Here is a 25,234-nt window from a genome sequence, read left to right on the forward strand (position 1 = left end):
TTATTTTTCTGTGGTATAATCATTATAGTTATATTGGAGGGATGTGAATGTTTCTTGAAAAATTTACCATCAGTAAAAGATTCTTAAGAGAATTTGACTTTCCTATACTTATTACAATATTAGTTATATGTGCATTTGGAAGTTTAAACATATACAGTGCTTCTCATTTAAGTTATGGGAATCAGTATTTAAAGTCTCAACTTGTTTGGGTAGCCTTAGGGTTTATATTAATTTATTTTATACTTTTGGTAGATTATGCTTTAATAAAAAGTTATGCTAGTATAGTATATTGGTTTGGTGTATTTTTACTTATTATAAACTGTATACCTATGTTTCAATATACAGTAAATGGAGCTTCATCATGGATTAAAATTGGAAGATTTACCATGCAGCCTTCTGAGTTTGCCAAGGTAGGAATTATACTGATGCTTGCAAAACAGTTAGATGATATGGAAGGAAATATTAATAATTTGAAAAATTTTTTAAAGCTTACACTTTATGCTGCCATTCCAATGCTTTTAATTATAATTCAGCCTGATATGGGAATGACCATGGTTTGTTTTTTTACTGTTCTTGGAATATGCTTTGTAGCAGGATTAGATTTAAAAGTAATACTTGGAGGAATATTAGGATTGACATTAGTAATAGCTATAGCCTGGAATTCTCCAATTATGCCGTACTATCAAAAGATGAGAATTATATCCCTATTCAATGCTGATAAATATCAATTGAGTTTTGCACTACAACTTACACAATCCAAAATAGGAATTGGTTCAGGTGGAATACTGGGAAAAGGATTCTTAAAAGGAACTCAAATATCAGGAGGTTATGTTCCGGAGTCTCATACAGATTTTATTTTTTCTGTAGTTGGAGAGGAATGGGGACTTATAGGGGCAATTTCCTTAATATTATTTTATGGAATTGTAATATATCGTTCTATAAATATAGCTAAGGAATCTAAAGATATATTTGGGTCTGTGGTGTGTGTAGGCATAGTATCTTCTATGTTATTTTCTATTTTTCAAAATATAGGTATGACAATAGGGTTATTACCTATAACAGGTATTACACTGCCTTTTATGAGTTATGGGGGGAGTTCTATTCTTTCAGCTTTTATAAGTATATCTTTGATTCTGAATATAGGTATGAGAAGAAAGAAAATTAATTTTTAGGGTATATGAAAATAATGACAAGTAAAAAATGGACTAGCATGGTGACTATAGTATAAGTTTGGCTGGTTAACTATTTTTTTGTGAAATTTTATAAAGTTCCTTTTTTGTAATGGGCTGATGTTTGCTTGTTAGATAATTAGGGTACTAGTCATAAATATATGGAATTCTAAATATATATTAAATAGCATGATATTTAAAAAGGAGGATTCTGTGGGACGTTATGATTTGGAATATGAGAAATATTATGGTTCATTAAAAAGAGGAATTAATTCTTCACCTTACCCTTATTACGGAAAAATTTCTAATAGAGGAGGTTCTTTTACTAATAAAAAGGGAAATTATTTGGTCAGAAGAATTATAAGAGATTTAATAGGAGTTTTGATTTTATTTATATTTATTATAGCATGTAAGGTGACTTCAAATCCTCAAACCAAGAGTGTATATAATTATTCTAAGGAGGTAATAGATCAAAACTATAATTATAGTAACTTAAAGACTCGATTGAAAAGTATAAATATAAAGTATATTGAAGATAGGATGAAAAATACAGTTAAGCAACTTAGGGTTAATGGGGAAAATTAAATTTCAAGAGGTATTTTTGTGATTAAAATAAATAAATATTTTATTCCCTATATAATACTTTTGGTTGTCATAGGCTATAGAGGGCAGCTCATCTATACATCTATAGTAGTTTTTTTTCATGAAATTATTCATTATTTATTTGCTAGGCATTACAAGTTTTCAGGATTCGACATAGAATTTATAGCAGTGGGCGCTGTTATAAAACTTAAAGATTTGGATGAAGCATTTCCTAGAGAAGATTTAATAATTTCAATTTCTGGTCCCGCAGGGAATTTGATTTTTAGTGGATTTTTTTACCTTATGTATAAAATTTACTATGTAGATTTTTGTTATGTACTTTTTTCTATAAACTTAGCTATAGGACTATTCAATTTGATACCAGCTTTTCCCTTGGATGGAGGTAGGATACTAAGAAGTATTTTAAATTTTAGAATATCATATAAAAAAGCAAATAAAATTACTGTGATAGCCAGTATAGCTGTTGGAGTAATACTTATGTTAGTTTATGTATTTTTATTTTTAAATGGACATAATAATTTCAGTATTGGAATAATAGCAATATTTATAATGACCACATCTTTAAGAGAAAATGAAAGGATATCTTATATAATTATGGGAGATATTATTAAGAAAAAGTATAAGTTTACAAAAAGGGGTTATATTGAGAATAGAAATTTATCTATATATTACAAACAAAATCTTCTTACAGCTATGAGTTTATTTGATAAAGGCAAATATAATATATTTACGGTTTTAGATGATGACATGAATGTAATAGATTTAATGTATGAGGAAGAAATAATTGAAGCCTTAAAATTATACGGAAATATAACTGTAGAAGAGTTCATGAAGCTATCTGAAAATAAATGACAGAATACCATGATAACATCTGTTTATTTCAAGATACTAAGGTAAATAGATAAGTACAGTACACATAAGGTGCAGCTGTACTTTTTTTAGTGAAAAGTTAAGAGTGAAGAATTAATAGTTATGGATGATTTTCTTTCGTTATGGAATTTAGGTTAAATTTAAGGTTTTTCGTAACAAAGTGGAGAAAAAATTTCCTTAATTCTTAACTTTTAATTCTTAACTTTTAACTCTTAATTACACATTTGTCTGAGGTTATGCTAAAATATAGTGATGATACCTAAGAGGAGGATTTTAATGAATAGAATTTCTGATGATATATTATTTAAAGTAGAAAAACCTGCCCGATATATTGGAGGGGAGATGAATTCTTGTATAAAGAATGAAGAAAAAATAGACATTCGTTATGCATTTTGTTTTCCGGATGTGTATGAAGTAGGAATGTCCCATCTGGGAATGAAAATATTGTATTACATATTAAATGAACGAAAAGATACTTATTGTGAAAGAGTGTTTGCACCGTGGCCAGATATGGAAGAGCTTATGAGAAAAAATCATATATTACTATATGGACTTGAGAGCAAAGAATCTATAGTGCAATTTGATTTTATAGGTTTTACTCTGCAGTATGAAATGAGTTATACTAATATTTTGAATATGTTAAATTTAGCGGGACTACCTTTTAGAGCTTCTGAGAGAAATAGAGATATGCCAATAGTTATGTGCGGGGGACCCTGTGCCTACAATCCTGAACCTCTATGGGATATAGCTGATTTATTTGCTATAGGGGAAGGAGAAGAACAAATAAATGAGATTATGGATTTGTATAAGATGTATAAGGGCAGAAAGGAAGAGTTCTTAAGAAATGTATGCCACATAGAAGGAGTGTATGTACCATCACTTTATAATGTGGATTATAATGAAGATGGTACCATAAAACAATTCAAACCACTTTATGAAGACGTACCTGATAAAATTACCAAGAGGATAATTAAAGACTTTGATAGTGTAATTTATCCTGATAAGCTTATAGTACCATATACAGATATAGTACATGATAGAATAATTCTTGAAACTTTTAGGGGATGTACAAGAGGATGTAGATTTTGTCAGGCAGGTATAATATACAGACCTGTAAGAGAAAAAAGTACATTAAAGTTATTAAATCAAGTAGATGAACTAATAAAAAATACAGGTTATTCGGAAGTATCTTTAACTTCATTGAGTATATGTGATTACTCTGATTTAAAAAATTTAATTTATAACTTTATTAAAAAGTATGAGAAAGATAAAGTAGGGGTGTCTCTTCCTTCCCTTAGAATAGATTCCTTTTCTGTAGAGCTTATAAATGAAATTCAGAAAGTTAGAAAAACAGGACTTACTTTTGCACCAGAAGCGGGCAGCCAGAGAATGAGGGATGTTATAAACAAAGGTGTTACGGAAGAGGATTTGATAAATTCTGTAAAAAGTGCATTTTTATCAGGGTGGTCTACTATAAAATTATATTTCATGATAGGGCTTCCTTATGAAAATAGTGATGATGTAAAAGGTATAGCAGATTTATCTCAAAAAGTGGTGGATGAATATTTTAGTGTTCCTAAAAACATAAGAAAAAAGGGATTGAAAGTAACAGTTAGTACATCTATATTTGTACCTAAACCTTTTACACCTTTTCAGTGGTCAGCCCAGACGAAGATGGAACAAATCAAAGAAAAAATTAAAGTATTAAGATCCTCTATAAACAGCAGAAATATAGTATATAATTGGCATGAAACACCAGTAAGCTATTTAGAAGCTGCATTTGCAAGAGGAGATAGGAAAATGTGTGATGTATTAGTTAAAGCTTATGAAATGGGGGCTAAATTTGATGGATGGTCAGAATATTTTGATTTTGATTTGTGGATGGAAGCCTTCAAAGAATGTGGAATAGATGGAGATTTTTATGTTTACAGAGATAGAAACTATGATGAAGTACTTCCATGGGATTTTATTGATGTAGGAGTGCGTAAGGAGTTTTTAATAGAAGAGAATGAAAAGGCTAAAAAGGCTGTAGTAACTCCTGATTGTAGATTGGGATGCAAGAATTGCGGAGTGAATGTTAATTTAGGAGGTAAATGCTTTGAGGGAGCAGTATTTAATAAAATTCAGTAAAAGGGACAGCATAAAATTTATAGGGCATTTAGATTTGATGAGAACTATACAAAGAATGATAAAGAGATCAGGACTTTCTGTAGAATATTCTAAAGGTTTTAATCCTCATATAAATATGTCTATAGCACAACCTCTGGCAGTGGGAATATATTCTTGTGGGGAGTATATGGATTTATATTTTGAAAAGAAGATTTCAGAACAGGAAATTGTGGAACAGTTAAATAATAGTGCTCCCCAAGGTATAGAAATACTGAGAGCAGATAGAGTTTCAAATGTAGAAAATAAAAAAATATTTAAATCTATGGCAGCAATTAGGGCAGCTGCCTATAATATAAGTATAATGTGCAGTGATATTAGTGAAGTAGGAGAAGATATGACAAATCTGATGAATATGTCAGCTTGGAATACTTTGAAAAAAACCAAGAAAGGTGAAAAGGAAGTAGATATAAAAAAGCTAGTAAAAAGTATATATTATAATATTTGCGATAATAGGCTGGTTTTAGACACTATGCTTTTTTGTGGAAGTCTCGACAATCTATCACCAGAACTTTTGTCAGATTTTATACAAAGTAACATTAGAGGTACTGATAAGAATTCTTTTATTAATATAATGAGAAGAGAAATGTATGGGGAAATAAAAAATAAATTACTCCCTTTATATGAGTATGTAAGTAAAATATAATAAAATTTATTTTTTAGTTAGTTTCAAGAAGAGGTGAAGTATATTTTGAGGGAAATATTTGTTGAGAGGGGAACAAAGGTTTTAAGAATACTTATAAGGCAGGAAGGAATAATTAAGGAGTGTTTTATACAAGAGCATGACGGAAACGCCTATCCAGGGGAAATATACATGGGAGTAGTTAAAAACATAGTGCCGGCTATAAAGTGTGCATTTATAGATATAGGATGTAAAAGAAATGCTTATATGTATATGGATAGTAAATTTAAAAATCTTGATTTGAAAAAAGGAGACAATATTTTAATAGAAGTTCTAAAAGAAGACCAAGGAAAGAAAGGAGCTAAAGTCCTGAAAAATATAAGCGTTCCTGGCAAATATTGTGTCTTAAGTGATTTTGATAAGGGCATACGATTTTCTAAAAAGATACATAACGAATCTTTCAAAAAAAATATATCAGAGAAATTAAAGTTACCTATAGAAACTGGATTAATGATAAGAACTGAAGGTGAAGGTGTTCCTCTGCAGGTAATAAATAATGAAATAGAAAGATTATATAAATTGTATAATCAGGTAATCAAATCAGCTGAATACTCACAAAAGCCTAGATTATTATTTGATAATGCCGGAATACTTGGAGAAGTACTCAGAGATAAAGTTATTGGTGATGATTTTGTAATATATGTAAACAACAAAGAAGATTATAAGTACATAGAAGATTTTTTGAAGGGAATATATAATATAAGTGTAGATTTACAATTGTATACAGGGAACAAAAATTTATTTGCCTTTTATGAGCTAGAAAATAAAATATTAAATTTGAGAAATAATAAAGTAGAATTAAAATGCGGTGGATATATAGTTATAAATAGAACAGAAGCTATGTTCGTAATAGATGTTAACTCAGGCAAAAATGTTAAAAACAACACTATGGACAAGACTGTTCTCATTACTAACCTGCAGGCAGCGGAAGAAATTGCAAGACAAATAATACTTAGAAATTTAAATGGCATAATACTTATAGATTTTATAGATATGGATAATAATAAAAATAAGAAAAAAGTTATGGATAAATTAAAAAATGGATTTTTAAATGATAAGAATAAAACTGTAATATATCCTTTTACAGAGTTAAATCTGGTACAGATAGCAAGAAAAAGAGTTGGAAAGTCCATAAATGATTATATAGAAGAAGAGTGTAGGTGCTGCAGTGGAACAGGTAAAAAAATAAAGTTATCTTATATGATTTTACTTATAAAAAATGAGATTTTAAATATATGTTGTGAAAATGATGTAAAGGATATCCATATTGAAATGGATATTTCCTATGAAAATGATATAGAAAAAAATATGAAAGAATTTATAAAAAATATAGGAGCTGAAGATAAAAGGGTATATATTACTTATGGAAAGAAAATATCTTATAAGATAGAACCGCTTTTATTTATAAGTGATACAGAACAATTTAAAAATTTTAGAGTAAATTGAAAGAACTTTACAAAGGGGATTATATATGTTAAAATGACAGCTGTAGGCCGCTCAAGAAAGGTTATGTAAATTGTTGGGGAATTTCTTCCAATATACCTTTTAGGCGAGACTGGAGTGAGGAGGTGTTTTTATGTATGCAGTTGTAGCAACTGGTGGAAAGCAATATAAAGTTTCAGAAGGAGACATAATATATGTTGAAAAATTAGAGGCTGAAGTTGATTCTACAGTTGAACTTGATAAAGTACTTATAGTGAATAAGGATGAAGGATTAGTTGTTGGAAAACCTGTAGTTGAAGGAGCTAAAGTAAAGGCTAAGGTGCTAAGTCAAGGAAAAGCTAGGAAAGTTATAGTATTTAAATATAAGGCTAAAAAGGATTACAGGAAAAAACAAGGACATAGACAGCCATATACTAAATTACAGATTGAAAAAATTGATGCATAATTATGATTGAAGCATTGTTTGAAAAAAAATCTTGTAATTTGATTTCAGTTGAACTTAAAGGCCATGCAGAGTCAGTAGAACAGGGATATGATTTGGTGTGCAGTGCTGCTTCCGCCATATCCCAGAGTATTGTAATTGGAATAACAGAGGTATTAAAATTGAATCTGAATTATTCCTTGAAAAATGGCTTTTTAAGTTTTTCATTAAAAGATATGGCTGAGGATGACATATTAAAGTGTCAGGTACTTATGAAAACTATGTTACTTGGTTTAAAGAGTATTGAAGTTAGTTTTGGTGAATATATAAGTGTAAAAGAGATGGAGGTGTAAGTTATGCTCATTATGGATCTTCAGCTATTTGCCCATAAAAAAGGGGTGGGTAGTTCAAGGAATGGTAGAGATAGTGAATCCAAGAGACTTGGAACTAAATCTGCTGACGGACAATTTGTTTTAGCTGGAAATATATTAGTTAGACAGAGGGGAACCAAGATTCACCCAGGAAACAATGTAGGAAGAGGGTCTGACGATACGTTATTTGCTAAAATAGATGGTGTAGTTAGATATGAAAGAATGGGAAAGACAAAAAAGAAAGCCAGCGTATATCCTTTAGAGGTAGAAGAATTAGTAGCTGAATAGTTGTTATTAAGGCACCCTGAGAAAAGGGTGCTTTTTTGAAAACGTGATTTATAACTTTTCATAAGGAAGTGATTCATATGTTTGTAGATAGGGCTGAAATATTTGTAAAGTCAGGTAATGGGGGTAATGGGGCTATTTCCTTTAGACGAGAAAAATATGTACCCCGTGGTGGTCCTGACGGAGGGGATGGAGGAAAAGGCGGAGATGTTATATTGACAGTGGATCCAGATATTACAACTTTGCTGGATTTTGCATATAAGAGAAAATATAGTGCAGAGAAAGGTGAAAATGGTTCAGGTTCTAAATGTTTTGGAAAAAATGGAGAGGATTTATATATAAAGGTACCTTTGGGAACGGTTATAAGAGATGTAAGTACTAATAAAATAATGACGGATCTTTCCCATGTTGGAGATAGATATGTGGTGGTAAAAGGAGGAAAAGGCGGCAGGGGAAATGTGAGGTTTACTACTGCTGTAAGGCAGGCACCGGATTTTGCTGAACCAGGAATGCCTGGTGAGGAAAGATATATATTATTGGAACTTAAAATTTTAGCGGATGTAGGACTTTTGGGATTTCCTAATGTAGGTAAATCAACTCTTTTGTCTGTAGTTACTAAAGCAGCACCTAAAATTGCAAACTATCACTTTACAACATTATCCCCTAATCTAGGAGTAGTGAATATTCCTGGAGTACAGGGTTTTGTAATAGCGGATATACCAGGTATAATTGAAGGTGCCTCAGAAGGGGTAGGGCTTGGAATAGATTTTTTAAGACATATCGAAAGGACAAGACTTTTAATACATGTAGTAGATATATCTGGATTAGAAGGAAGAGACCCTTATGAAGATTTTATTAAAATAAATGAAGAGTTAAAGAAATATGATGTAAAGTTATGGGATAAACCTCAGATAATCGCTGCAAATAAGGCAGATGTATTATATGATGATGAGATATTTGAGAATTTTAAGAAAAAGGTAGAAAAGTTAGGATACAACAAAATTTTTAAAATATCTGCAGCCACTAGACAGGGCGTAGAGGAACTTATGAAAGAAGCGGCAAGAGCGCTCAGCAATATACCTATAACAGACATGTATATAAGGGAAGAAGATAAGTTTGTACCTGAGGAAAAGAGATTTACTTATGATATAGAGAAAGATGGAAATGTATATATAGTTAAAGGGAGTTTTGTTGATAGGCTTCTGGCAAGTATTAATGTAAACGATGCGAATGAATTGAGATATTTTCACAAAGTACTTGAGAACAAAGGCGTCATGGAAGAATTAATAAATATGGGAATTAAAGACGGAGATGTAGTTAGACTTAATGATTTTGAATTTGATTATGTATTATAATGGAGAGAAAATAGATGATTAAAAAGGCTATTTTTGGTGGAACATTTGATCCCATACATAACGGACATATACATATAGCTTATGAGGCAATATATAGATTGGGATTAGATAAAATTGTATTTATGCCAACGGGCAATCCACCGCATAAATTGAAAAAGAATATAACAGATGCTTTTTTAAGATATGAAATGGTAAAAGTGGCTATAAGAACGGAAAGCAAATTTACAGTTAGTAATTATGAAGTTAATAAACCTACTTTAAGTTACACCTATAGTACCTTAGAACATTTTAATAAGCTGGAAGTAAAAACCGAATGGTATTTTCTTACAGGAGCAGATTGTTTGATGGATATCGAAAAGTGGAATAAGGTAGATAGTATATTTAAATTATGTAAGTTTATAGTATTTAATAGACCAGGATTTCCAACATTTACTTCAGAAAATATAGAAGCACAGAAGAAAAAAATAGAAGATAAGTATTCCACTAATATAATATATTTAGATGCTCCGTTATTTGATATTTCTTCTACAGTTATAAGAAATAGTGTAAGAGAAGGAAAAAATGTAAATTACTTTTTACCTGAAAGTGTTTGTAATATTATAAATCAGCTAAATCTTTATAAATAAGATTTAACAATTTTTTATTTTGGAGTGATAGAGGATGTGGAGTGAAGAACAAATAAAAGAGTATTTAAAGGAAAGATTATCGAAGAATAGATATGAGCACAGCTTAAATGTAAAAAATACGGCTATAAGATTAGCGGAAATTTATCATGAAGATGTTAAAAAAGCAGGTATGGCAGGCCTTGTTCATGATTGTGCAAAATATATGTCAGATGATGAAATGTTAAATTTGGCACAGAAAAATGGAATCTTTATAGATGAAGTTAGTAGATTAAATCCTAAGCTTCTCCATGGCAGTGTAGGTGTTGTAGTGGCAAAAAACATAATGGGTATTTGTGATGAGGATATATTAAATGCCGTATCTTTTCATACTACTGGGAAAAAGAATATGAATCTTTTAGAAAAAATAATATATATTGCAGATTATATAGAACCTTCAAGAAATTTTCCCGGGGTGGAAGAGCTTAGGAACAAATCATTTATAGATTTAGATGATGCGGTGCTGGATGCATTTAATAATACTATAAAGGTTGTTATAAGTAGAGAGCAGCTTTTACATTTAAATACTATAGAGGGCAGAAATTACCTCATATTTAAAAAAATGTAAAGATATATTATCTACTGGTAATTTAAATCATATAAAAGGCAGCGCTTCAGTAGAAATTAGGTTTAGGAGGTTTTTATAATGAAAAAGGAAATAATAGATACAAAAAAAGCACCTGGGGCTGTAGGACCTTATTCGCAAGCTGTGAAAGTGGGGAATCTTTTATTTACATCAGGACAAATTCCTCTAGTTCCAGAAACTGGAGAATTGATTTCAGATGATATTAAAAAGGCAGCGGAAAGATCACTTGAAAACATAAAAGCATTACTCGAGGAAGCAGGAACATGCTTTGAAAAAGTTATTAAGACAACTGTCTATGTAAAAGATATGTCAGACTTTGCAGATGTAAATGAAGTTTATGCAGCATATTTTAAAAAAGATATGCCTGCAAGGTCTTGTGTAGAGGTGAAACTTCCCAAAGATGCCCTGGTGGAAATAGAGGTAATAGCTTTAGTGGATTAACAAATGTATTTAAGGAGTGAACTTTGAAATAGTTCACTCTTTTTATCCCAGCGCTAGCATTTCTCATGAGAAAACTCCACCTGAACCTTAGAATCACTTGATAACTTATATAAGTAATTGATGAGGAGGAATGAACTTTAACATGGAAGAAAATAAAATAATATTTGAAGTAACAGAAGAAGAAAAAGGCCTGAAATTAAGGGATTATCTGAGAAAAGTTCAAAGACTTTCGGGAAGACTTATAAGAGGAGCAGCTTTAAGTGGCAGAATAGAGATAAATAATAAAAGGGTGAAATTGAATCATATATTGAATTTGGGTGATATTATATCTTTCAATTTGGTAAAGGAAGAATCTCAAAATATAGATGCAGAAGAAATGGACATAGAAGTGGTATATGAGGATAAAGATATATTGGTAGTAAATAAAAAACCAGGCATAGTAGTTCATCCCACAAGGAGTTATCCTACAGGAACTTTAGCTAATGGTCTTACTTACTATTTTCAAAAAACTTCACAAAATTGTATAGTTAGACTGGTAAGTAGGCTAGATATGGATACTTCCGGGCTTATAATAGTAGGAAAAAATCAATTTGCACATATGAGCCTATCAAGAGATATGCAAAGTGACAATTTTGAAAAAAGCTATATTGCTGTAATTCATGGTAAAATAGAAGAAAGTCAGGGAGTTATAGATTTACCTATATATAGGCCTGAAGGAGATGACATAAGGAGAATTGTAGATGAAAGGGGGCAAAGGAGCATTACACATTATGAAGTTATGGAAGATTTCAAATATGGTCAATTACTAAAGCTTATATTAAAAACGGGAAGGACACATCAAATCAGAGTTCATTTGAGTCATTTAGGCCATCCATTGTATGGAGATTCCCTTTATGGAATAGAAGATGACAGTAAGTATATAAAAAGACAGGCACTCCATGCTTATAAGCTCAAATTCCCCCATCCTAGAGGAAATAAGATACTACAATTAGAAACTGATATTCCCCAGGATATTTTAAATTTAATAAAAGAAATAAAATAAGGCATCTTTGCATAATGTTTAGATGCCTTATTTTATAGAAACAAAGGTATATTATTCATTAGAAAGTATAATTTTTTTTATAGTAATAGAAAGTAGTAAAGTTAATATAAGTATAAGTGGTACAAAAATTAGGTATCTATTCTTTACAATGTCTTCTATGTAACCGGAAGCTATTGCTTGTTTCTCATTGTGACTGCAATTACTTAAAAGGTCTAATTTCCCTATATTCTTTCCATCAAAATATATAGTGGCTTTTTCAACTATATCTCCTGTGCTAAAATGTTTAACTGATAAATTTGAATTTTTTAAGGTGAAATTAGGAACATTTGTATCTTTCTTGTTTTTCACATAGTAGAAATCAGAAGCTGCAGCTAGTGGAACAGAAAGATTGTTCTTATTATAAGTTGTAACTAAGTCCCCTTTTGAGTATAATTTTACAAGTGTAAAATTATCAAATCCGTAGTTAAATAAAGATATAGCATCTGGGAAAAAAGTTTTATTTTTATCGTGGACCAAGGCTACAATAAGACGCTGTCCATTTCTTGTAGCGGCAGATACATAAGAATGGAGAGATTGTGTTGTGTACCCTGTTTTGCCACCTTCACAACCACTATAATAGTAAGTAGATTGTGATTGTATTAATTTATTTTCATTCCATACCCCTCTCTCCTTAGGAGATTTATTGGTAGGAGGAATGGTATAATATAATGTGGTAGCAATTTTTGAGTATTCAGGATTTTTACATAACTCTCTCATTATAAGTGCCAAGTCTTTTGCAGAAGTTCTATGCTTTTCGTTGAACAACCCACTGGGATTTACGAAGTTTGTATTAGTTGCTCCTAAATCACGGGCTCTTTTGTTCATTTTAGCCACAAAGTTATCTACAGACCCATTTCCAAGATATTCGGCTAATGCTTCTGCGCAATCGTTATCTGAAGCCAGCAAGAGTCCATATAACAAATCTTTTACAGTTAATTCTTCACCTTCATAAAGGCCTAATCTAGTTCCATCTACAAGTGTAGGGTTTTTACCAACTGTTACTTTGTCATTTAAGTTTGCATTTTCAAGGGTTAAAAGTGCAGTCATTATTTTAGTGGTAGATGCTGGCGGGTAGGCAGAGTCTGGATTTTTAGAATATAGAACTTCACCGGTTGTGGCATCTAACAATACGGCACTATCAGCTGAAACAGAAGGAGGTGTCTCACTGGCATAAACGTTATAGGAACTAATAGGATAAATAATCAGAAAAAATAACATAAGTGTAACTATTTTTTTCATTTTTTCCTCCTTTAAGGTAATCACTAAATATTATATCAAAAAAATAATATATATGCGACAAATTTTTTTAAAGTTGTCAATAATTTAACTATAGAATTTAGATATACCTTTTAAGATTATAGCCATTTCAATGCATAATATAATAAATTTCATAAATTTGCTGTAAAATTTATTTATTTTTATCCGAACGCTACCATTGCTAACACCCCCAGCTTCTTCAAAGTGGGGGAGATAAGCACTGCTACGTGCCTGGATAAGTTCTTCTAAGGTTCAGGTGGAGAAAAGCATTTCTCATGAGCAAACTCCACTTGAACCTAAGAATCACTTGATGTAAAAAATTTAGGGAATTATACAAGGAGAGAGGTAATATGAAAAACAAAAAGAAAATTATAGGTTCTGCTGTAATTTTAATAATAGTTAGTGTATTTTTAATAGCAGGATATATTAATTCAAGGACAGCAAGCAGTACATCCAGTAATAAAGAAGATATATTTAAAGAACAGTCTAATATTGAAAAGGCTGAGAATACTGCAGAAGGGGCTTTGGGGGATATAACTGTTTATATAAATGGAGAAGTTAAAAATCCTGGAGTATATAAACTAAAACAGGATAGTAGGATAGAGGATTTGGTAAAAGCATGTGGGGGCTTTACAAATGAAGCTAATAGTTATAAACTGAATTTGGCTAAAAAGTTAAAAGATGAAGATTATATATATGTAGATAAAAAGCTGGAAAATAAAGACCAAGGTAGTGAAAATTCGCAGGAACAAAATGGAATAGGTGTAGAGGGTAAGATAAATATAAACAGTGCTACTAAAGAAGAACTTAAAACCATACCTGGAATAGGGGATGTAACTGCACAAAAAATTATAGACTATAGAGAACAAAATGGAGATTTTTCGTCTATGGAGGATCTAAAACAAATAGATAGAATTGGAGATAAAACTTTAGAAAAGATAAAAGATAAAGCAGATGTGAGATAGACATAATAAAAGGTGAAAATTTTAAAATTCAGTTTAATATAAGAGGTGAAAAATATGTTGTCAAAAGAAATGGTACAACTAGGAAGCAGAAAATCTACTATTAGAGAAATATTTGAATTTGGGAGAAAAAGAGCTGCTGTAGTTGGAAAAGAGAATGTATATGATTTTAGTCTTGGGAATCCTAATGTTCCATGTCCCAATTCGGTAAAAGATGCAATTTTAGACATATTAGAGCATGAAACACCCACTATGGTTCATGGGTACACAAGTGCACAGGGAGATGATAATGTAAGAAAGGTTATTGCTGAATCTATTAATAAAAGATTTGATACAAATTTTACAAAAGATAATTTATATATGACTGTGGGAGCTGCGGCCTCTATAAGTATATGTTTTAAAGCCTTAACTAATCCTGGAGATGAATTCATTACATTTGCACCATTTTTCCCTGAATATAAGTGTTTTGTGGAAGAAGGAGCAGGTGCAAAGCTTGTTGTTATACCAGCTAATATAGAAGATTTTCAGATTAATTTTGAAGAATTTAAAAAGAAAATTAATAATAGAACAAAAGCTGTTATTGTTAATTCTCCTAATAATCCATCAGGAGTTGTCTATTCAGAAGAAACTATACTAAAGCTGGTATCTGTTTTGGATGCAAAGTCTAAAGAATACGGACATGCAATTTATTTAATATCAGATGAGCCATATAGGGAAATTGTGTATACAGGGGTTAAAGTTCCTTATCTTACTAAGTATTACAAAAATACTTTTGTTTGTTACTCATATAGCAAATCCCTATCTTTACCTGGTGAAAGAATAGGATATATAGTTGTACCTAGTGAAATGGATAATTTTAAAGATGCTTATGCTGCAGTTTGTGGTGCAGGGAGAATACTTGGCTATGTTAATGCACCTAGTTTATTTCAAAAAGTTGTAGCAAAATGTGTGGAACAAACTTCAGATATTTCAATTTATGAAACAAATAAGAAGTTATTATATGAAGGATTAATAAAAATGGGGTATACCTGTGTAGAACCTCAGGGGGCTTTCTATTTATTTCCTCAGTCCTTAGAACCTGATGCAAATTTATTTTGTGAAAAAGCTAAAAAATATGATTTGTTAATGGTACCGGGAGATGACTTTGGATGCCCTGGACATGTAAGGATTTCTTATTGTGTAGAAACTGATCAGATTGTAAATGCATTACCCATATTTGAAAAATTAGCGCAGGACTATAAAAAATAATTTGTGTTTTTGAGAGCATATGTATAAGGGGATAGTATGATATTAGATACAGTAATGAAACAAATAGCATCATTATTTATAATTTCAGTAATAGGGTTTTATTGTGGAAAGAAAAATATTATTGATGAAACTTTTTCAAATCAATTATCCAAATTATTGTTGAAGGTAACACTTCCGCTGCTAATTATATCTTCTTTTAGTTTTACTTATAAAGCTGATATAGTGAATAATATAGTAAAAGCATTTATTTATGGAATTATTATATTTACAGTAACCCCTGTGATGGTAAAACCGTTACTTGTGGGAATTAAAAAAGAAAAGAGAGATATTCTTCAATTTGCAATGGTGTTTTCAAATTGCGGATTTATGGGATTTCCATTGGCCCAAAGTGTCTTTGGAAATGAAGGGGTAATATATGCATCTATATTTAACATGATTTTCAATATTTTTGTATGGACATATGGAGTAATGTTATTTAGTGAAGTGAAAAGCATTAGAGAAATTGGCAGGATTTTAAAAAACCCGGGGATAATTTCTGCGTTAATTGGCATTTTTATCATGGTATTTTCTATAAGGATACCTCCAGTACTTCAGGATACTATGAAAATGGTAGGGGGACTCACTACTCCTATATCCATGATGGTGATAGGAAGCTTATTATCAAGAGCTAATTTTAAAGATCTTTTTAATGATGTGAGTATGTATTATGGAGTATTCATTAAGCTTTTGTTTATACCTGTGGTTTTGTATATAGTTTCAATTTTTTTAAGAGAAAATTCTATGGTTATGAAGACCTTTATATTAATGCAAGCTATGCCTGCAGGTGCAATAACCTCACTTTTTGCAGAAAATTTTAATAAAGGAAAAGAATATTCTGTATTCATAGTTTCCTTATCTACGCTCTTTTCCATAATTACAATACCTTTAATAATTAAATTTTGTTTATAAAGAGCTAGGCATATTGAAAAAATAATTAGTCAATATGCTAGTTTATTATATATATATATCTGAGAATTCCATGGTTATTTTGTCTATCTTATTTAAGAATATGGCTTTATGCCCTTTTTGCTCAGTTTCATTCAATATTATAACTGGAAGTTTAATAATAAAGGTACTTCCATTGCCGTAGGTACTTTCAATAGTAATTTCTCCTCCATGCATTTCAATAAAAGATTTACACAAGGATAAGCCTATGCCGCTTCCCTCATTATTTCTAGATAAAGAGGTGTCAATTTGCTGAAATTTTTCAAAAATCTTTTTTTGATTATTTTCTGATATACCAATACCTGTATCCTTAACAGAAATAATTATATTCTCTCCTTTATCAAATATATCCACCGTGATTTTTCCACCTGATTCAGTAAACTTTATAGCATTTGAAAGAAGATTTAATATTGTTCTTTCAATTTTGTCTAAATCACAAGCTATGACTTTTTCTTTCACATCTGTGTCAAATGCAAGTTGGATTTGTTTACTCTGGGTAAAGCTGGTGGCGGATGAAATTATATCTTCAATGATTTTTACAATGTCTATATTTGATGGATGAAAATCCATAAATCCGGAATCTATTTTAGTAATATCTATTAAGTTATTTATAAGCCTTACAAGTCTATAGCTATTTTGCTTCATCATACCATTGTATTTAAATAATTTTTTCTTTATGGGTAGTAGTTCCATGTTATCTATAATGATATCACTCATCTGCAGAGCTGAAAGAATTACATTTACAGGAGTTCTTAATTCATGAGAAACATTTGATAAAAATTGATTTTTTATATTGTTAGCATCTTCAGCTTTTTTTAGTGCAGTTCTTAGTTTTGTTTCTGTAGATTGAACTCTAAGCATGGATTCCACAATAGCAAGAAGTACATGCTGATCAACAGGCTTTATGAGATAATTATCCGCTCCGTTTTTCAATCCATAAACCCAATCTTGATTTTTTGTATAATGTGAAGAAATGCTAAGTATCTGTATAAAGCTGGTAAGCGGATTGGATTTAAGCGATTTGCATACTTCATAACCAGTAATATCCGGAAGATTTACATCAAGTATAATTAAGTTAGGTTGTTTGGTTTTTGCTGCTTCCAGGGCTTCCTTTCCACTAGAGGCTTCTTCTATTTCATAGCCAGCTTTACTAAGAATTCTTGTTAAAATGTAGCGATTGGCAGCATTATCATCTACATTGAGAATTCTAATTTTTTTGTTATTTTCCATGGATGTATTTTTCATCTCCCTTAACTTAAACTATAAAATTATTTGAGTTATAATTTAATCGCTATTATCTATCTCGTCATATATAATAGGAATTGTAACTGAAAAAATAGAACCTACGCCTGGCTTACTTTGAATTGAAATACTTCCTTTAAGCATTTTTGACAATTTCATGGAAAGAGGAAGTCCAAGTCCAGTACCTTTAACATTGCGTTGTATATAATTATCCATTTGTGTAAATTCTTCAAAAATAAATTTTTGTTCTTCTTCAGAAATACCGATACCTGTATCTCTGACCAAAATTGTTATTTTGTCTTTGTTTTCAGAAAGTCTTGCAGATACGTTAATTTCTCCTTCTTGAGTAAATTTTAATGCGTTAGAAATAAAATTACTTATAATTTGGGAAAGTTTTCTATTATCTGTATAGAGAGTAGGTATATTTTCAGTCAGTTCAAAAACTAAACTTACATTGTCCTTAATATTTAAAGGTTTAAACATACCTTTCAAAGCACAAAAAATTTCTTCTAACTCAATGTAAGCAGGTTCAACATTAATTTTACCAGCTTCTATTTTAGACATATCCAGTATATTATTAACCATATCTAAAAGTTCATTTGCAGAATTTTTTATAAACAATACTTGTTTTTCCTGTTCTGTAGAGAGCTCACCGTCAATTTTGCCTGAAAGCAGTCCAACCATTCCTAAAATAGCGTGAATTGGAGTCTTGAATTCATGACTTACATTAAGCAGGGCAGTATTTTTTATTTCATTTGATTGTTTTAAAAATTCAGCTTTTTCTTCTAATTCATTAAATAAAGCAATAACTCCTTTATTAGTTTCTTGAAGTTCTTTATTTAGTGTATTTACTTCTTCTTGTTTTTTCTTAAGTTCAACCAGAGTGTTTAAGATTTCCTGATTCTGCTGGCGCATGTAATCTAAATTATTTTGTGGCTCATTGCCATTTACTTTTTGTACAGTATTGTAAAATTTCTCTTCTGTCATTGGAAGTGATGACTTAGGAAGAAGTTTACCAAGCAATATAATCTTACCTTCTCCTGCTGTGTTTTTTATATAAAACTTGTCCATAAGCAATATAACACTATTTATTGAAGATTCTATACTCCGTTTATAATATTTGTCTTCCATTAAATCTTTGTTTTCATTTAAATTTACTATTTTATAGCTTTTCACCTCTACCATAAACATTGAATCATGGCTTACATTATTCCAAAAAAAAATAATTTCTCCTTCTCCCAGGGGATTTAAAGAAATTCGTATACTCTCTGATACTGCAGTGGCAATACGTACCTGATCATGAATATCGTAACCTAAAAGCTTGGCAATTTGCTGGGCTTTTTGCCGTGCCAGAATCCAATCATATTCTGAGGTTAAATAAATTTTTAGCATTTATAATAATTGTCCTCCTAATAGTTTTTATTAGTTATCAAGTGATTCTTAGATTCAGGTGGAGTTTGCTCATAAGGAATACTCTTCTCCATCTGAATCTAAGAAGAACTTATCCAGGCGCGTAGCACCTCTTATCCCCCACTTTGATAGAAAAGCAGAGAACCAAAATTTTTAATTTTGTGTGAATCGCTTTCACAGAGTGCGATGGGGGTGTTAGCAATGGTAGCGTTCGGATAAAATATCAATTTATCTTGGTGATAAATTAAATGTGTATGTAAAATTTGTAATAATGTAGTGGTGAATACATTATATTTGTGGTAAAAATTGTAATTTCATAATTTATTACAAACTGACAGTTATATATTAACATATTTTTATTGAAATATCCAATTGATTTTATAAAATATAACAATTCCTAGATAATGATGAAAAAATATAATATAATATTAGTATATTTATAAAAAAATTTGCATTAAAAGAAAGGATTTTATAATGAATCATCAAACTAATGTTAAATTTGAACTTGTGAAGGAAAAGGATGTATTATATGATCTGTGGTTAAAAGAATTAAATACTAATAAAACAATTGGGGATGATTCGCCTGAAGAAACAAAAAAATTGACAGGGAATCTTTTCAATGCCTTTATAAAAATTTTACAATCCAGCCTCGCAATTAATATGGAAGCAAGAGAATTTGAAGATGTTAAAGCTGTGTTTCAGTTATTCTCAAAAACTATGGCATTAAAAGGACAGTCTCCTACTACTACAGCTAGGTATATATTTTCACTTAAGTCTGTAGTATCACGTTTTTTACAGTCTAATTATAGTTTTAGTACTGAAAATTTTAATGAGGAAATTATAAAGATTCATGAAATGGTAGATACAATGGGATTGTACACTTTTGAATATTTTGTAAAAGAGAGAGAGAAAATTATACAAATTCAAAAGGAAGATATGTTAGAGTTATCCACACCTGTTATAAAAATCTGGGAAGGAATATTAACTTTACCTCTCATTGGTACCCTAGATAGCAAAAGGACTCAGATTGTAATGGAAAAGCTTTTAGATGCAATAATAGCTACATCTTCAAAAGTGGCAATTTTAGATATAACAGGAGTACCTACAGTAGATACTTATGTAGCAAATCATTTAATTAATACAGCAGCAGCAGCTAAATTACTGGGCACAGAAATAATTATTACAGGAATAAGTCCGACTATTGCCCAAATTATAGTTCATTTAGGTATAGACCTATCAGGACTGATTACCCGGAGCTTAATGGAAGATGGGTTTAGACTTGCCCTTGAAATGTGCAATTATAAAGTACAAAAATTTAAAATACATAATTAAAGGTGGCTTAATATGAATAAAGTACCTATATTGAGGTTGAAAGATACGCTTATAGTGGCATTCCAGGGTGAACTTACAGATACATCTGCTGTGTGTTTTCAAAATGACTTGCTAGAAAAAATATATTCCACAAAAGCAAAAGGCGTTGTAATAGATATATCAGTTTTAGATATTGTTGATTCTTTTCTTGGAAGAACTATATCGGATACAGCATGTATGATTAAACTTCTTGGTGCAGAGTTGATATTAGTGGGAATGAAGCCTTCAGTAGCAATTACCCTTATAGAACTGGGTTTATCAATAAGTAAGGTTACAACAGCTTTAGATTTAGATACAGGCATGGAAAAATTGAACGCTTTAATAAAATTAAATGAAATTCAAGAAATTGACTATGTTCAATTGACCGGAGAGGAAAAAAATGATTCTATTTCAGGTGGATGTTCAGGAGGAAAGTGATATTATTATTGTACGTCAAAAATGTAGGGAGGCTGCCCAAAATCTTAAATTTGGGATTATAGATCAGACAAGAATTATTACTGCTGCCAGTGAGCTGTCAAGAAACATATTTGAGTATGCCTCTAAGGGAAAAGTAATAATTGAGCAAATTTTCAGTAAGGACAGGCAAGGTATAAGCCTTACTTTTGAAGATGAAGGGCCGGGTATAGAAAATATTGAACTTGCCATGAAAAGTGGTTACTCAAAATCTGATGGCTTGGGTTTAGGGCTTCCTGGTAGCCAAAAATTAATGGATGAGTTCTATATATCTTCAATTGTTGGCAGAGGTACAAAAGTTATAATAAAGAAATGGCTCTGAATGTTTACTATATAAGGATGTGGTATCAATAGATATATTTAAAATTAATGATAACTGGGATATTGGACATACCAGAAGATACATAGTTGAGGAAAGCAAAAAGTTAGGCTTTAACAGTATTGAACTTGGTGAAATTTCTATAGTTATAAATGAACTTTGCACAAATTTTATAAAGCATAATGCTGTAGAGGGTACATTAATTTTTAACATACTAGATGAAGGGGGCATAGTAGGAATAGAAATTACAGCTAGGGATAAAGGACCTGGTATTGAAGATGTGGATAAAGTTATTCAAGATGGGGTGTCCTCAAGAGGTACTATGGGTGGAGGTTTTGGAGCACTAAAAAGACTTATGGACTCTTTTGAAATATATTCTAATCATATTCCAGGAAAATTTACTCATTCTAAATTAGATGTGGGTACATTAATCATATTGAAAAAATGGGCTAGTGATAAATTGAAACATACTACTGATGATATAAAGGTCAGCCTGCTGAGCAGGCCTTGCGCTGGTGTAAAAGCTAATGGAGACTATTATTATATTAAAAAATTTAAGGATAAGTGTATTTTTGCTGTTATAGATGGAATAGGACATGGCGAAGAAGCCAGTTCAGCTTCAAAACTGGCCTCTAAAATTATTGATAATAATACGCATAAATCTATTAAACACATACTTATGGCTGTAAATAAGGAATTGATAAATACAAGAGGAGTTGTGGCTGGAGTAGTGGTAGTCCATACCATTAAAAAGGAATTTGAATATGCAGCTGTAGGGAACATAGAATTCAGATACATATTAAATGGAACTACGAAAAGGTTTATATCTTCTAATGGATTTTTGGGGGGTTACCCTAATTGTAATATAAAAGTTCATAAAAAAATTTATGAAAAAAATTCTGTTATAACCATGTGTACTGATGGCATTAGTAACAAATGGCATTACAGCTCTTATTTAAATATAGACCTTAATAATCCCGCACTGCTTTGCAACTTAATTCTAAAGGATTTTGGAAAAAATATTGATGATGCTACGATTTTAGTGTCTGTGCTTCAATAATTTGAGAATATCTAAGTTATTAAAACTTAGTATTAAAGTATGTTATGCTGTAAATCGAGTATTATATAAGATAATAAATATTATTTGAAGGTAAAGTATAATGAGTTAAATTTATACTTTTAAATAATGCTTTGTTTATATTGGGAAGGTGTTGGTATATGGTTAATTGGTATGGACATCCATGGAGTGAGGTAGTAAGAGAACTTAACAGTAACATTTATTACGGACTGGACGAAGATCAGATAGAACTCTGCAGAGAAAAACATGGGGAGAATAAAATTGTTATGCCTTCTACTAAAGGACTATTTTATCTTATGTTTGTACAATTTAAAGAAATTTGGATTGTATTTTTGATTTTAAGCATAGCAATATTTATATATTTAGGAGTGTTTGTATATGCAATTGCCTCTGCAGCTATTATATTTTTAAATATTTTATGTGCGGCGTTAGAGCGTTATAAAGAAGAGAAAAATATTAAAGAATTACAAAAATTAAATTTAGGCAGGGCCAGGGTAATAAGAGACGGGAGGACTGTGAAAATACCTTCTGAGGAAGTTGTGGTAGGAGATATAGTTATTGTAGGACGGGGAGAAGGAATACCGGCGGATATAAGAATTATAGAGAGTAATGAGCTGAAAGTTGATGAATGTTCTGTTACAGGAGAGAGTTTTATATCAGAAAAATATGAATCAAAAATAGAGGATAAAGAATTGCTTTTGTCAGATATGAAAAACATATTATTTAAATCTTCCTCAGTAGTTGCAGGAGATGGTACGGGAATAGTTGTGGCAGTTGGAATGAATACAGAAGTAGCAAATATGGTAAAGCTTCTAATTGAAGAGGGAAAGAAGAAAAAGTCCTTTGGTTTTAGGCTTCATAAAATTTTTAATATATTTACACTTATTTCTATAGGGTTACTTTCTGCTGTTCAACTAATATTAACTTTTATGTTTCATGAGAATTTTTACAATAATTTAAAAGAATTGATGATTATATTTTTAAGTTCTTTTCCTCAGGTGATGATTATAATAATTTTGCTTTCAGGTATTATTTTGTTTAAAAAGCTGGCAAAGAAGCATATCTTTTTTAAAGATTTATCCAGCCTAGAAAAGCTCTCTAGGGTTTCCGCTGTTTGTACGGATAAAGTAGGAGCTTTTGCTAAAAATAGAATGGAAATTGTAAAGGCTTATGACAGTAATGGATTTATTGATGCAAATGAAGAAGTTTTAAAAGATAGTATGGGTAAAAGCTTATATAAAATGCTTAATATAGGAATATTGTGTAATGATATTAAATCAATTAAAGGAACTGTGGAGAATTCAAAAGAAAATTTAGTAGAATTAGCTTTAGTGAGATTTGGGCAACAAAATGGTATTAATAAAAAGGAGCTGGATAAAAAAAATCATAGAATACTTCAAATTTTATTTGATAGTGAAAGACGTATAATGACAACTGTAAATAAAGTAAATAAAAAATACAGAGCTAATGTAAAAGGGGCCCCGGATTCTATTATACTTAGATGTACTCATATACTAAAAAATGGATTAGAAGTTGAAATAACGGATGAGGACATAAAAATTATAAAAGATTGGAATATAAGTATGTCTAACGAATGTTTATATGTAGTAGGCTTTGCCTATAGAAATTTTAATTATGAACCTAGTATTAAAGAAAATATTGAAAGTAATCTGGTGTTTGTAGGTTTAATAGGCTTTGATAATATGTTAAAGGAAAATGCAGTGGACTCTGTGAAAAAGGCTCTAGCCCTTTCCATTAGACCTATAATAATTACAGAAGATAACAAACTTACAGCTTTGGCCATAGGAAAAAAGCTGAAAATTGTATCAAGACTTCAACAGATAGTATCTGGAGTAGAAATGGACAATATGACAGATAGTGAATTTGAACGTATTGGAGAAAAAGTTAATCTTTTTTCCAGGATAAATTCTAAGCATAAGGTGAAAATGGTAAAGGCATTAAAGGGCTATGGTTACGTATCTGCTATAACAGGATGGAAACTTACTGATTTGCCTGCACTTAAAATAGCTGATGTAGGAATAACAAATACAAAAAGTAAAATAGTAAGAAGATTGTGTGATATATTTACTGATAATATGGATTTCATGAGTCTTTTAAATACTATAGAAGATTCCAGAAAAATTATGAAAGTATTTAAGAAAATTATTGTTTATATTATAAGCTGCAGTGTAGGATTTTTGACATTTCTAATGGGGAGCTTTTTGTTTAATTTTCATATTGTTAATAGTATTATTATAGAATCCTTTTGGTTTAATAGTATACTTATGTTTTTATCGGTTTTGGCTCTTATATGTCAGTATAAGGATGAAGGAGGAGACTATATATACTATTCTATTGACAGAAGCATAATTATGGATAATCTAACCTTTATTATATCTGCAGGGTTTTTAATGGGAACTCTGGCATGTATGTGTTTTTATATATGTAATTTATATAGAGGTGAGTTTGATTTTTTAACTTCTGTATGGGTTCTAAATACTTGTGCAGCAATATTTTCTTATAGCTTTTCTAACAAAAAGTTTTTTGTAAATAAGGTATCTAACTGGATTATAGGTATAAATATTTTTATTCAATTCATTATAGTACTATTTACAAGTAATTTTACAATTTTGTTTAATACCGCCTATTTAAAGATATTTCTTATATGCATTTTATTGTGGCTTATTATTTGTATGTTTTATAAATTTCAAAGAGAAGAATTTGTTTAATCTATTATTTTCTGGATAAAATAGTAATAGGAGGTGGTTTTTTTGT

General features: G+C 30.5%; 25 protein-coding genes. 22 read left to right on the forward strand and 3 right to left on the reverse strand.

Going from position 1 to position 25,234, the window contains the following annotated elements:
- Window positions 1-47 precede the first annotated feature (47 nt).
- The 14 genes from rodA (at window position 48) to ACJDU8_RS09455 (ending at window position 12,096) form a co-directional block, all read left to right on the forward strand.
- Window positions 48-1,172: a rod shape-determining protein RodA gene (gene rodA / locus ACJDU8_RS09390; protein WP_406791895.1), complete on the forward strand. Its 1,125-nt coding sequence runs from the start codon at window positions 48-50 to the stop codon at window positions 1,170-1,172.
- Window positions 1,173-1,382: 210 nt separating this feature from the next.
- Entirely contained in the window at window positions 1,383-1,754 is a 372-nt protein-coding gene (locus ACJDU8_RS09395) for an endopeptidase (protein ID WP_406791896.1), read from the forward strand.
- 18 nt (window positions 1,755-1,772) lie between these two features.
- Window positions 1,773-2,624 (forward strand): M50 family metallopeptidase, encoded by an 852-nt coding sequence (locus ACJDU8_RS09400; RefSeq protein ID WP_406791897.1) that lies wholly within the window; start codon window positions 1,773-1,775, stop codon window positions 2,622-2,624.
- A 294-nt stretch (window positions 2,625-2,918) separates the two neighbouring features.
- The gene (locus ACJDU8_RS09405) at window positions 2,919-4,772 is read left to right on the forward strand and encodes a TIGR03960 family B12-binding radical SAM protein (RefSeq protein ID WP_406791898.1); all 1,854 of its coding nucleotides are present in this window, start codon (window positions 2,919-2,921) and stop codon (window positions 4,770-4,772) included.
- A complete protein-coding gene (locus tag ACJDU8_RS09410) occupies window positions 4,741-5,454 on the forward strand; it encodes a TIGR03936 family radical SAM-associated protein (RefSeq protein WP_406791899.1) in 714 nt (237 codons plus the stop codon). The genes ACJDU8_RS09405 and ACJDU8_RS09410 overlap by 32 nt, the downstream gene beginning before the upstream one ends.
- A gap of 45 nt (window positions 5,455-5,499) precedes the next feature.
- Entirely contained in the window at window positions 5,500-6,936 is a 1,437-nt protein-coding gene (locus tag ACJDU8_RS09415; RefSeq protein ID WP_406791900.1) for a ribonuclease E/G, read from the forward strand.
- 130 nt (window positions 6,937-7,066) lie between these two features.
- Window positions 7,067-7,378, forward strand: coding sequence for a 50S ribosomal protein L21 (rplU, locus tag ACJDU8_RS09420; RefSeq protein ID WP_406791901.1), 312 nt, complete (start codon window positions 7,067-7,069; stop codon window positions 7,376-7,378).
- A 2-nt stretch (window positions 7,379-7,380) separates the two neighbouring features.
- Window positions 7,381-7,707: a ribosomal-processing cysteine protease Prp gene (locus ACJDU8_RS09425; RefSeq protein ID WP_406791902.1), complete on the forward strand. Its 327-nt coding sequence runs from the start codon at window positions 7,381-7,383 to the stop codon at window positions 7,705-7,707.
- 3 nt (window positions 7,708-7,710) lie between these two features.
- The gene (gene rpmA / locus ACJDU8_RS09430; RefSeq protein ID WP_406791903.1) at window positions 7,711-8,013 is read left to right on the forward strand and encodes a 50S ribosomal protein L27; all 303 of its coding nucleotides are present in this window, start codon (window positions 7,711-7,713) and stop codon (window positions 8,011-8,013) included.
- Window positions 8,014-8,090: 77 nt separating this feature from the next.
- Window positions 8,091-9,365: a GTPase ObgE gene (gene obgE, locus ACJDU8_RS09435; protein WP_406791904.1), complete on the forward strand. Its 1,275-nt coding sequence runs from the start codon at window positions 8,091-8,093 to the stop codon at window positions 9,363-9,365.
- Window positions 9,366-9,379: 14 nt separating this feature from the next.
- Complete coding sequence (nadD, locus tag ACJDU8_RS09440) at window positions 9,380-9,991, forward strand: nicotinate-nucleotide adenylyltransferase (RefSeq protein ID WP_406791905.1); 612 nt, start codon at window positions 9,380-9,382, stop codon at window positions 9,989-9,991.
- Between the two features lie 34 nt (window positions 9,992-10,025).
- Window positions 10,026-10,595, forward strand: a complete 570-nt coding sequence (gene yqeK, locus ACJDU8_RS09445; protein ID WP_406791906.1) for a bis(5'-nucleosyl)-tetraphosphatase (symmetrical) YqeK — start codon at window positions 10,026-10,028, stop codon at window positions 10,593-10,595.
- Between the two features lie 78 nt (window positions 10,596-10,673).
- Window positions 10,674-11,054, forward strand: a complete 381-nt coding sequence (locus ACJDU8_RS09450) for a RidA family protein (protein ID WP_406791907.1) — start codon at window positions 10,674-10,676, stop codon at window positions 11,052-11,054.
- A 142-nt stretch (window positions 11,055-11,196) separates the two neighbouring features.
- Window positions 11,197-12,096, forward strand: a complete 900-nt coding sequence (locus ACJDU8_RS09455) for an RluA family pseudouridine synthase (protein ID WP_406791908.1) — start codon at window positions 11,197-11,199, stop codon at window positions 12,094-12,096.
- Between the two features lie 51 nt (window positions 12,097-12,147).
- On the opposite strand, the gene ACJDU8_RS09460 is transcribed toward ACJDU8_RS09455, so the two are convergent.
- Window positions 12,148-13,374: a serine hydrolase gene (locus ACJDU8_RS09460; RefSeq protein ID WP_406791909.1), complete on the reverse strand. Its 1,227-nt coding sequence runs from the start codon at window positions 13,372-13,374 to the stop codon at window positions 12,148-12,150.
- Window positions 13,375-13,742: 368 nt separating this feature from the next.
- Between ACJDU8_RS09460 and ACJDU8_RS09465 the strand changes: the two genes are divergently transcribed.
- The 3 genes from ACJDU8_RS09465 to ACJDU8_RS09475 are packed head-to-tail and all read left to right on the forward strand — an operon-like array spanning window position 13,743 to window position 16,550.
- Window positions 13,743-14,357, forward strand: a complete 615-nt coding sequence (locus tag ACJDU8_RS09465; protein WP_406791910.1) for a helix-hairpin-helix domain-containing protein — start codon at window positions 13,743-13,745, stop codon at window positions 14,355-14,357.
- Between the two features lie 54 nt (window positions 14,358-14,411).
- Complete coding sequence (locus ACJDU8_RS09470; protein WP_406791911.1) at window positions 14,412-15,602, forward strand: pyridoxal phosphate-dependent aminotransferase; 1,191 nt, start codon at window positions 14,412-14,414, stop codon at window positions 15,600-15,602.
- A gap of 36 nt (window positions 15,603-15,638) precedes the next feature.
- The gene (locus ACJDU8_RS09475; RefSeq protein ID WP_406791912.1) at window positions 15,639-16,550 is read left to right on the forward strand and encodes an AEC family transporter; all 912 of its coding nucleotides are present in this window, start codon (window positions 15,639-15,641) and stop codon (window positions 16,548-16,550) included.
- A gap of 45 nt (window positions 16,551-16,595) precedes the next feature.
- Here ACJDU8_RS09475 and ACJDU8_RS09480 read toward each other — a convergent pair whose 3' ends face one another.
- Both ACJDU8_RS09480 and ACJDU8_RS09485 read right to left on the reverse strand, forming a co-directional pair.
- Window positions 16,596-17,816: a hybrid sensor histidine kinase/response regulator gene (locus ACJDU8_RS09480; protein ID WP_406791913.1), complete on the reverse strand. Its 1,221-nt coding sequence runs from the start codon at window positions 17,814-17,816 to the stop codon at window positions 16,596-16,598.
- 54 nt (window positions 17,817-17,870) lie between these two features.
- Window positions 17,871-19,220 carry an ATP-binding protein gene (locus ACJDU8_RS09485; protein WP_406791914.1) on the reverse strand — a complete coding sequence of 450 codons (1,350 nt, stop codon included), beginning with the start codon at window positions 19,218-19,220 and terminating at the stop codon, window positions 17,871-17,873.
- Between the two features lie 492 nt (window positions 19,221-19,712).
- Here ACJDU8_RS09485 and ACJDU8_RS09490 point away from each other — a divergent pair, with 492 nt between their 5' ends.
- From ACJDU8_RS09490 to ACJDU8_RS09510, 5 genes are all read left to right on the forward strand, one after another.
- A complete protein-coding gene (locus ACJDU8_RS09490) occupies window positions 19,713-20,570 on the forward strand; it encodes an STAS domain-containing protein (protein WP_406791915.1) in 858 nt (285 codons plus the stop codon).
- 12 nt (window positions 20,571-20,582) lie between these two features.
- Window positions 20,583-21,026 (forward strand): STAS domain-containing protein, encoded by a 444-nt coding sequence (locus tag ACJDU8_RS09495; RefSeq protein ID WP_406791916.1) that lies wholly within the window; start codon window positions 20,583-20,585, stop codon window positions 21,024-21,026.
- The gene (locus tag ACJDU8_RS09500; RefSeq protein WP_406791917.1) at window positions 20,989-21,384 is read left to right on the forward strand and encodes an anti-sigma regulatory factor; all 396 of its coding nucleotides are present in this window, start codon (window positions 20,989-20,991) and stop codon (window positions 21,382-21,384) included. The genes ACJDU8_RS09495 and ACJDU8_RS09500 overlap by 38 nt, the downstream gene beginning before the upstream one ends.
- Window positions 21,385-21,403: 19 nt before the next feature.
- Complete coding sequence (locus tag ACJDU8_RS09505) at window positions 21,404-22,441, forward strand: ATP-binding SpoIIE family protein phosphatase (RefSeq protein WP_406791918.1); 1,038 nt, start codon at window positions 21,404-21,406, stop codon at window positions 22,439-22,441.
- Window positions 22,442-22,599: 158 nt separating this feature from the next.
- Window positions 22,600-25,188, forward strand: coding sequence for a P-type ATPase actuator domain-containing protein (locus ACJDU8_RS09510; protein ID WP_406791919.1), 2,589 nt, complete (start codon window positions 22,600-22,602; stop codon window positions 25,186-25,188).
- Window positions 25,189-25,234: the final 46 nt, after the last annotated feature.

The organism is Candidatus Clostridium eludens, assembly GCF_045310515.1.
GTDB classification, from domain to species: Bacteria; Bacillota; Clostridia; order Clostridiales; family Clostridiaceae; genus Clostridium_B; species Clostridium_B eludens.

What these genes read in the sequence shown, in the direction of transcription:
- rplU (WP_406791901.1), top strand. Translation starts at nt 7,067, where the DNA reads ATGTATGCAGTTGTAGCAACTGGTGGAAAGCAATATAAAGTTTCAGAA.
- rodA (WP_406791895.1), top strand. Translation starts at nt 48, where the DNA reads ATGTTTCTTGAAAAATTTACCATCAGTAAAAGATTCTTAAGAGAATTT.
- ACJDU8_RS09465 (WP_406791910.1), top strand. Translation starts at nt 13,743, where the DNA reads ATGAAAAACAAAAAGAAAATTATAGGTTCTGCTGTAATTTTAATAATA.
- ACJDU8_RS09455 (WP_406791908.1), top strand. Translation starts at nt 11,197, where the DNA reads ATGGAAGAAAATAAAATAATATTTGAAGTAACAGAAGAAGAAAAAGGC.
- ACJDU8_RS09500 (WP_406791917.1), top strand. Translation starts at nt 20,989, where the DNA reads ATGATTCTATTTCAGGTGGATGTTCAGGAGGAAAGTGATATTATTATT.
- ACJDU8_RS09510 (WP_406791919.1), top strand. Translation starts at nt 22,600, where the DNA reads ATGGTTAATTGGTATGGACATCCATGGAGTGAGGTAGTAAGAGAACTT.
- ACJDU8_RS09450 (WP_406791907.1), top strand. Translation starts at nt 10,674, where the DNA reads ATGAAAAAGGAAATAATAGATACAAAAAAAGCACCTGGGGCTGTAGGA.
- yqeK (WP_406791906.1), top strand. Translation starts at nt 10,026, where the DNA reads ATGTGGAGTGAAGAACAAATAAAAGAGTATTTAAAGGAAAGATTATCG.
- ACJDU8_RS09480 (WP_406791913.1), bottom strand. Translation starts at nt 17,816, where the DNA reads ATGGAAAATAACAAAAAAATTAGAATTCTCAATGTAGATGATAATGCT.
- ACJDU8_RS09425 (WP_406791902.1), top strand. Translation starts at nt 7,381, where the DNA reads ATGATTGAAGCATTGTTTGAAAAAAAATCTTGTAATTTGATTTCAGTT.
- ACJDU8_RS09490 (WP_406791915.1), top strand. Translation starts at nt 19,713, where the DNA reads ATGAATCATCAAACTAATGTTAAATTTGAACTTGTGAAGGAAAAGGAT.
- rpmA (WP_406791903.1), top strand. Translation starts at nt 7,711, where the DNA reads ATGCTCATTATGGATCTTCAGCTATTTGCCCATAAAAAAGGGGTGGGT.
- ACJDU8_RS09470 (WP_406791911.1), top strand. Translation starts at nt 14,412, where the DNA reads ATGTTGTCAAAAGAAATGGTACAACTAGGAAGCAGAAAATCTACTATT.
- nadD (WP_406791905.1), top strand. Translation starts at nt 9,380, where the DNA reads ATGATTAAAAAGGCTATTTTTGGTGGAACATTTGATCCCATACATAAC.
- ACJDU8_RS09405 (WP_406791898.1), top strand. Translation starts at nt 2,919, where the DNA reads ATGAATAGAATTTCTGATGATATATTATTTAAAGTAGAAAAACCTGCC.
- ACJDU8_RS09495 (WP_406791916.1), top strand. Translation starts at nt 20,583, where the DNA reads ATGAATAAAGTACCTATATTGAGGTTGAAAGATACGCTTATAGTGGCA.
- ACJDU8_RS09485 (WP_406791914.1), bottom strand. Translation starts at nt 19,220, where the DNA reads ATGCTAAAAATTTATTTAACCTCAGAATATGATTGGATTCTGGCACGG.
- ACJDU8_RS09460 (WP_406791909.1), bottom strand. Translation starts at nt 13,374, where the DNA reads ATGAAAAAAATAGTTACACTTATGTTATTTTTTCTGATTATTTATCCT.
- obgE (WP_406791904.1), top strand. Translation starts at nt 8,091, where the DNA reads ATGTTTGTAGATAGGGCTGAAATATTTGTAAAGTCAGGTAATGGGGGT.
- ACJDU8_RS09475 (WP_406791912.1), top strand. Translation starts at nt 15,639, where the DNA reads ATGATATTAGATACAGTAATGAAACAAATAGCATCATTATTTATAATT.